The organism is Nocardia sp. NPDC004722 (genome assembly GCF_053601505.1).
This window is the reverse complement of record NZ_JBSGBY010000478.1, coordinates 1-6,704: the sequence shown is the minus strand read 5'-3', so window position 1 is coordinate 6,704 and position 6,704 is coordinate 1. Positions and strand designations below refer to the sequence as shown.

6 protein-coding genes are annotated in these 6,704 nt (G+C 69.7%); 2 read left to right on the top strand and 4 right to left on the bottom strand.

Translation table 11 applies throughout. The annotated features are described in order from the left end of the window. Positions 1 to 1,104, top strand: a 1,104-nt coding sequence (locus ACWELQ_RS33835; protein WP_452401100.1) for a YdcF family protein, incomplete at its 5' end; no start/stop codon positions are given. Here the strand turns inward: ACWELQ_RS33835 and ACWELQ_RS33830 are convergent. After that, positions 1,074 to 2,702, bottom strand: a complete 1,629-nt coding sequence (locus ACWELQ_RS33830; protein ID WP_452401099.1) for a Na+/H+ antiporter — start codon at positions 2,700 to 2,702, stop codon at positions 1,074 to 1,076. The genes ACWELQ_RS33835 and ACWELQ_RS33830 overlap by 31 nt on opposite strands. 129 nt (positions 2,703 to 2,831) lie before the next feature. Continuing rightward, positions 2,832 to 3,830, bottom strand: a complete 999-nt coding sequence (locus ACWELQ_RS33825; RefSeq protein WP_452401098.1) for an MHYT domain-containing protein — start codon at positions 3,828 to 3,830, stop codon at positions 2,832 to 2,834. 296 nt (positions 3,831 to 4,126) lie between these two features. Here ACWELQ_RS33825 and ACWELQ_RS33820 point away from each other — a divergent pair, with 296 nt between their 5' ends. Beyond that, positions 4,127 to 4,999, top strand: coding sequence for an alpha/beta fold hydrolase (locus tag ACWELQ_RS33820; protein WP_452401097.1), 873 nt, complete (start codon positions 4,127 to 4,129; stop codon positions 4,997 to 4,999). Here the strand turns inward: ACWELQ_RS33820 and ACWELQ_RS33815 are convergent. Together ACWELQ_RS33815 and ACWELQ_RS33810 are read right to left on the bottom strand one after the other, a co-directional pair. After that, a complete protein-coding gene (locus tag ACWELQ_RS33815) occupies positions 4,980 to 5,315 on the bottom strand; it encodes a hypothetical protein (RefSeq protein WP_452401096.1) in 336 nt (111 codons plus the stop codon). The genes ACWELQ_RS33820 and ACWELQ_RS33815 overlap by 20 nt on opposite strands. Beyond that, positions 5,312 to 6,415: a hypothetical protein gene (locus ACWELQ_RS33810; RefSeq protein ID WP_452401095.1), complete on the bottom strand. Its 1,104-nt coding sequence runs from the start codon at positions 6,413 to 6,415 to the stop codon at positions 5,312 to 5,314. Before ACWELQ_RS33810 ends, ACWELQ_RS33815 begins: the two co-directional genes overlap by 4 nt. Positions 6,416 to 6,704 lie beyond the last annotated feature (289 nt).

Here is a 6,704-nt window from a genome sequence, read left to right as displayed (position 1 = left end):
GGTGCTGCTCGGGAGCGACGGGAACCGGGCGGCCCGGCGATGACCGCGACCCATGTCGTCCTGCCTGTCGCCGGTGCGGGTCTGGCGGTGATCGGCGCGCTGCGGGTGATCCGCGATCCGCGCCGCATCTCCACCGGACTGGTGCTGCTGGCCGCGGCACTGCTGCTCGCCTCGTGGGTGGTCACCTCCCTGCCGTCCATCGCACCCACTCCCGCGGCGGAATTGGTGGTGGCCACCGTGATCCTGCTGCCGCCGCTGTCGATCTTCGCGACGGGCATCGGGCTGCTTGCCAACGGCGTGGTCCTGACCCGCCGCGAGGGCTTGCGGGTCGCGACCGCAGTCGCCCCGTTGGCGGGAATCGGCCTGATTGCCCTGCCGCTGATCGCCTATCGGTTCCTGGACACCTCCGTAGGCCGACCGGCGTGGTTGATCGCGCTGGTGGTGGCGGTGACCCTGCTGGGGCTGCTGGTGCTGGTGCAGTTGGTCGCGTTCCTCGGATACGCCGTGCTCTACGCGCGCCTGCCCCGCACTCCCGGCGTGGACGTGGTGGTCGCGCTCGGCTGTGGGTTGCGCGGGGACGCGGTAACGCCACTGCTGGCCTCACGCCTGGATCGTGCCGCCGAGGTCTACGAGTCCGAGCGCAACCACGGCGGCGCGCCGCTGTTGGTCACCGCCGGCGGTCAGGGCCCCGGCGAAACCGTCCCCGAAGCCGACGCCATGGCCGATTACCTGGTGCGCCAAGGCATTCCGGCGGAGCACCTGGTGCGCGAGAACCGCTCCCGCACCACCGAGGAGAACCTGCGCTTCACGCTGCGCGAACTGCGCCGCCGCGGCCTCGACCCCGCCACCACGCGAATGACGGTGGTCACCAGCGACTTCCACGTGCTGCGCACCGCCGCGCTGACCCGCCGCCTCGGCCTGCACGCCCAGGTCACCGGTTCCCGCACCGCCCGCTACTTCGTGCCCGCGGCCTTCCTGCGCGAATTCGTCGCCGTGCTGGTGACCCACCGCACGGTCAATCTCGTGGTCGCGGGCGTCATGCTGGCCGCGGTCGCCGCACTACTGGTGATCAGCTATCTGCCGATCGGTCTGAACGCCGGGTAGGGCCGCCTCAGCGTCCGGTGCCGCGCAGGTCCAGACGGCGCATGACACGGTCCACCACGTCCGGCGGGACACCGGGTTCGCGGCGGGCGGCCAGCGCTTCGGTGCGGCCCGCCTCGAGGACGTCGTTGGTGATGGCGCGCATCTGCTTGGTCCAGGCCAGGGTGCGGTCGGTCTGCATGCGGGCATTGCTGTCGGCGGCCTCCGGATCCGCCTGGGCCAGACGGCGTTCGAAGCCCTGGCGCAGCCGCTCGTACACCTCGTCGGGCAGCTGCTCGGTCTGGGCGATCTCCTTGAGCCGGGTGAGCTCGGCCCCCAAGCACCCGGCCCCACAACTGGCGTTCGATGGCGCGTTCGGCACCGGTATCGGCGTGCACGCCGGTCGCGCGCACCACCGCGGGCAGCGTCGGGCCCTGCAGCAGCAGCGTGAACAGCACGACCGCGATGGCGGTGAACAGGATCTCGGTGCGCCCGGGGAAGGGTGTGCCGTTGTCGGTGGTGAACGGGACGGCCAGCGCCAGCGCCACCGTCGCCACCCCGCGCATGCCCGCCCACCAGGTGACCACGGTTTCGCGCCAGGTGTACGGCTCGTCCTTGTCGCGCGTGCGCCACCAGGATTGGAAGATCGCGGTCGTGGTCAGCAACCAGATCAGCCGCAGGCCGACGACCACCGCGATGATCACCAGCGCCCCGCCGACATACCGCGGCCAGTCCGGTCCGGCGTCGCGCAGCACGGTGCTCAACTCGAGGCCGATCAACCCGAAAGCGAAACCGGTGACCAGCATTTCGGTGATCTCCCAGAACGAGTCACCCACCAGCCGATAGTCGCTGTCACTGAAATCGGTGGCGGCGTCGGTGAGATACAGCGAGCACACCAGCACCGCCAGCACCGCTGACCCGCCCCGCGACTCGGCGAGCCCGTAGGCCGCGAACGGCAGCAGCAGACCCAGTGCCACCCGCCACGGCGCCTCGTCCAGGCGCTGCATGAGTTTGCTTCCGGCCCAGCCGAACAGCAGTCCGACCGCCGTCCCCATCAGCGCCGACACCACGAAGTCCCCGAACGCGGCCCAGGCCGAGAACTTCCCGGTGACCACGGCCTCGATGGCCGCGGAGTAGATCACGATCGCGGTCACGTCATTGAACAGGCCCTCGCCCTCGAGTACCGCCACCAGTCGCCGTGGCAGTCCCAGCTTGCCCGCCAGCGCCGAGACCGCCACCGGATCCGGGGGCGCGACCAGCGCACCCAGCGCAACCGCCGCCCCGATCGGCACGGCCGGATACCAGAGGTGGAAGGCCCAGGCCACCGCCACCGTGGTGACGATCACCAGCACCACCGCCCGCAGACTGATGGCCGCCCAGTTCTCGGCGAACTGCCGCCACGAGGTGCGCCGCGCGGCCGCGTACAGCAGCGGCGGAAGCACCAGCGGCAGGATGAGTTTGGGGTCGATCTGAATATTGGGGACCGCCGGGATGAGCGCCAGCACCACCCCGAACGCCGTCATGAGCACCGCCGGAGCCTGGCCCAGCCGCCGTCCGAGCGGCTGGGCCAGGATGGTCGCGAACAGGACCGCGAAGATCAGTTCCAGCTGGTGATGCTCCACGGCAGTCAGTTTGCTGCCGATATGCCCGAAAGTCGAACACCCGGTCCGTATTCTCAGCGAACCGGGCGGGCAATTCTCAGCCGGTGCGCCACGATTCGGAGATGGCCCACAATCGGGGCGCGACGGCTATCAGCCGCGCTGGCCTCGCTGGGGCAGTTGACCGTCTCGGCGGGTAGCGGGGGTCAGGCCCGCGGCCTGGTAGGGACCCGGACTCGTGGCCTCGGCGACCGCGTGCCGACCCGGCACCGGATAGTCGGAGGCCGGAGCGTAGAGACCGGCGGTCCGGTAGTCGGTGGCTCCCGGTTCGTCCTGGCCCGAGCCGCGCGCCTCGCCGACCGGCCCCGACGGCCGCAGCGACCACGTTGCCGGCGAATCCGGCTGGGGCCGGACCGGTTCGGGCATCATCGAGCGCTCGTCGACCTCGGTCAGCCCCACGTGGATGAGCAGCACCAGCGTCACCATGCTGACGCTGATCATCAGCGGGGCCAGCAACTCCATCGCGCCGGTGCCGTGCGGAGCCGCCGCATTGTCCACGTGATGCGCGCTCATCGCCGCCATGCCCGTGTAGTGCATGCCCGTCACCGCCACACCCATGATCAGCGCCGCCCCGATGGTGGCCCAGATCCCCTTGATGACCAGCGTGAACCACAACGCCACGGTGGCCGCGACCACCGCGATCACCATGGACAGCGTCACGATGCCCGGGTCGTAGTCGAGGGTGGCGTCGGACTTCATGGCGTACATGCCCGAGTAGTGCATCGCACCCACGCCGAGTCCGGTGACCGCGCCACCGGCGAACAGCGACAGCCGTCCGAAGGGCTCGCGCGCCACGATGTACAGCCCCATCCACACCACGGTCACCGAGATCACGGCGCTGAGCAGGGTCAGCGGCACGTTGTACTTGATCTCCGCACCGCGGATGGAGAAGCCGAGCATGGCCACGAAATGCATGACCCAGATGCCGGTGCCGCCGATGGCGACCGCGGCCGAGATCAGCCAGCTGTTGCGGCCGTCTCCCGCGCCCGCGCGCGCCGTGCACCGCAGACCGAGCAGCGATCCGATGACGGACATGATGTAGGCCAGGACGGGTGTGACCCACCCGTAGCTGAAGTGGTGAATTTCCAGCACTCGAACTCCATTGCCAGAACAGGGGTTTCGTCATCGGTGACTTGACGGGGGCACACTACCGGCCAGTATTCGATTTGGGAAATTGAAAGGTGAGGTTTCATTCGAATTGCTTCCGGGTGGCAGATTCCCGCCGTTCGCACCGTCCGGAGGCATCGGAATGCACTGTGTGGCTGCGGATTCCATGATGTGTCCGCTATCACTCGGTGACCGGTCCACGAACAACTTCCCGCACCCGGCGAAGTGGGGCACGACGGTAGGCTGCGGCAATAATGCGGTCTCGATATTCAAGGGGAGCGATGACCACGAGACTCACGAGTTATACGCATGACGGATTGCTGTTCGACGTCATCGACGAAGGTCCGCTCGACGGCATCCCGATCGTGCTGCTGCACGGCTGGCCGCAGACGGCCACCGAATGGGCCCGGCTCACACCGTATCTGCACGAATCCGGTTACCGCACCATCGCTCCCACGCAGCGCGGCTATTCACCGGGCGCCCGCCCGCGCGGTCGGTTCGCCTACCGGATGACCGCCCTCATCGGAGACATCGTGGCGCTGATCGACGCGCTCGGCGGGGGACCGGTGCATCTCGTCGGCCACGACTGGGGTTCGGCGGTGGCCTGGTCGCTCGCCGCCGCCCGGCCCGACCTGGTCGCCACCCTCACCTCGGTCTCGATCCCGCACCCCGGGGCGTTCGTGCGCACCGCGCTCACCACCCGCCAGCTGCTGCGCACCCCGTACATGGTGTTGTTCCAGATCCCGTTCCTGCCGGAGCTGGCGCTCGCCGGACTGCTTCCCGCACTGAGTGATCCGAAGCATCCCGCCCGCCGGGAACGGGCACTCGCCGCCTCCGGCATGGACGCCGAACAGCTCGACCGGGTCGTGCGCGACATCGTGCGTGGCGGGGCGCTGAAGTATTCGATCAACTGGTATCGCGCCATGCTGATCGCCGACCCGCGCACGGCATTCCGCGCGGTCACCGTCCCGACCACGCATGTCTCCAGCACGCGCGACCACTACATCGTGCCCGAGAACGCCACGCTGACAGCGCGATACGTGCGGGGGCCGTTCACGCACGAGGTGCTCGACGCCACCCACTGGGTGCCGGAGGAGCGGCCCGCCGAACTGGCGGCGGTCATCACCGCGCGGATCACCGCGTCGGTTCGGTGACCTCGCGCTCGCCGAATCCCGACTCGACGGGAACGGCGGGCGTGGCGCCTCGGCGCAGCAGGCGCGCGAGCGCGTACACCACCACCCGGTAGGCCACGACCGCGGGCACCACGATCAGCAGGATCAGGCGCAGCCCCTCGGTCAGCACCGCGACGGCCAGATAGCCCAGGCCCAGACCGTCGGGCGAACCCAAGCCATGCCGGGCCGAGAGCATCGACAGTGCCTCGCGCAGTACTAGATACGCGACGGTCAACAGCAGCGGGACGCGAATCAGCCGCCATCCGGCGAGCAGCGTCGTGGCATCGGGTCGTCTCATCGGGCCACCTCCGGGCCGGAAGTGAGGAAGGCGAGCAGCAGCGCATTGCCGATGGCGCCCGCTGTCGTGAAGCGCAGGCGATTACCGCTGCGCATGGGCAGACCGGTGAGGGCGGCGGTGCGGTACACGCGGGTGAACAGGTCATGGTTGCCGTAGGCGCGGGCCGGTGCGAGCGCGAACGCGGTCGCCGACACCGAGATGCCGAGGATCACCGGGCCGCTGTCGATATCCCCGGGACCCGAGGTGCCGCCGCCGTATTCGTGCATGGCGGCGAAGCCGAACACGCTGCGCTCCTGGCGGAAGAACCCGTCGGCGAACTCCCGGGCGAGGACCGGATCCGCGAAACCCGCGAAGTACGCGGCGAATCCGGTGCCCGAGGCGCGCGGGGCGTCGTGCGGACGCCCGTCGACGCCCATCCGCTGCCACACCAGCCCGGTCGCCTTGTCGATCTGCGTCGCCCGCACCTGCCGGGCCCAATGCGCGAGCACCGCCGCGTGATCGGCGCCGGTGACCCGCCCGTGCACCGCGATCGCGGCGGCCACCGCCGCCACATCGGTCGGATACGCCTCGCCCGGAAGCGTTTCCAGCAGCGCGTTCGGCGAGGCCAGCAGCCGCCGCTCGAAGGAGGCGATCAGCGTGTCGTACTGGGCGGCGAGATCGGCGGGGAAGGCGGGATCGACGAGCCGGGCCATCCCGAGCGCGAGCGCGGGGTAGGAGAGATAGGCGTGGCCGTGCGGGCTGTCGGGGACCGTCGCCCCGTCCTCGCCGTGCCAGGCCGCGGTGAACTCGCTGCGCATGGACGCCCGCAGGCTCTTGGCCGCCGCCTTGGTCGCGATCGGCGCGTAGCGGTCCCGCCACTCCGGATGCGCGAGCACCACCTGTGCCAGTCCGAGCGCGGTCATCTGGTGGGCGAGCAGTCCCCACATCCCGTCGACCTTCGGACCGGTCTGCTGGTCGTCGGCGGCTTCGAAGGCCACCATCTCCTCGGCCAGCCCGTGCACCCGGTCCGCGTCCCCGCGATACCAGGCGTCCGCGTCGCGTCCGCACCACCAGGCCGGGACCACCGCGATGACCAAGGCGGCCACCGCGATTCCGATCACGATCGAACTCCAGCGCCGCACGTCGAATGACCGGTCCCCCGGACCGCTCCCACTCCCCATCCCCCGAACCTACCTCCCAGGGCGAAACGCCCGGTAATGCCTGTGCGCCCGGTGTCGGTGGTCGGTGGGACACTGGACAGGGAGCGTGTGCAGTGCTGAGGGAGAATACAGACGTGATCGACGCAAGAGGCAAGAAATTGAGAGATCGGTTCGGGGCACCGACGGTCGGATGGTCGGCGGGTGCCATGGCGCTCGTCGGCTGGTAGTTCCGATGTCGGATCGGGAGGTG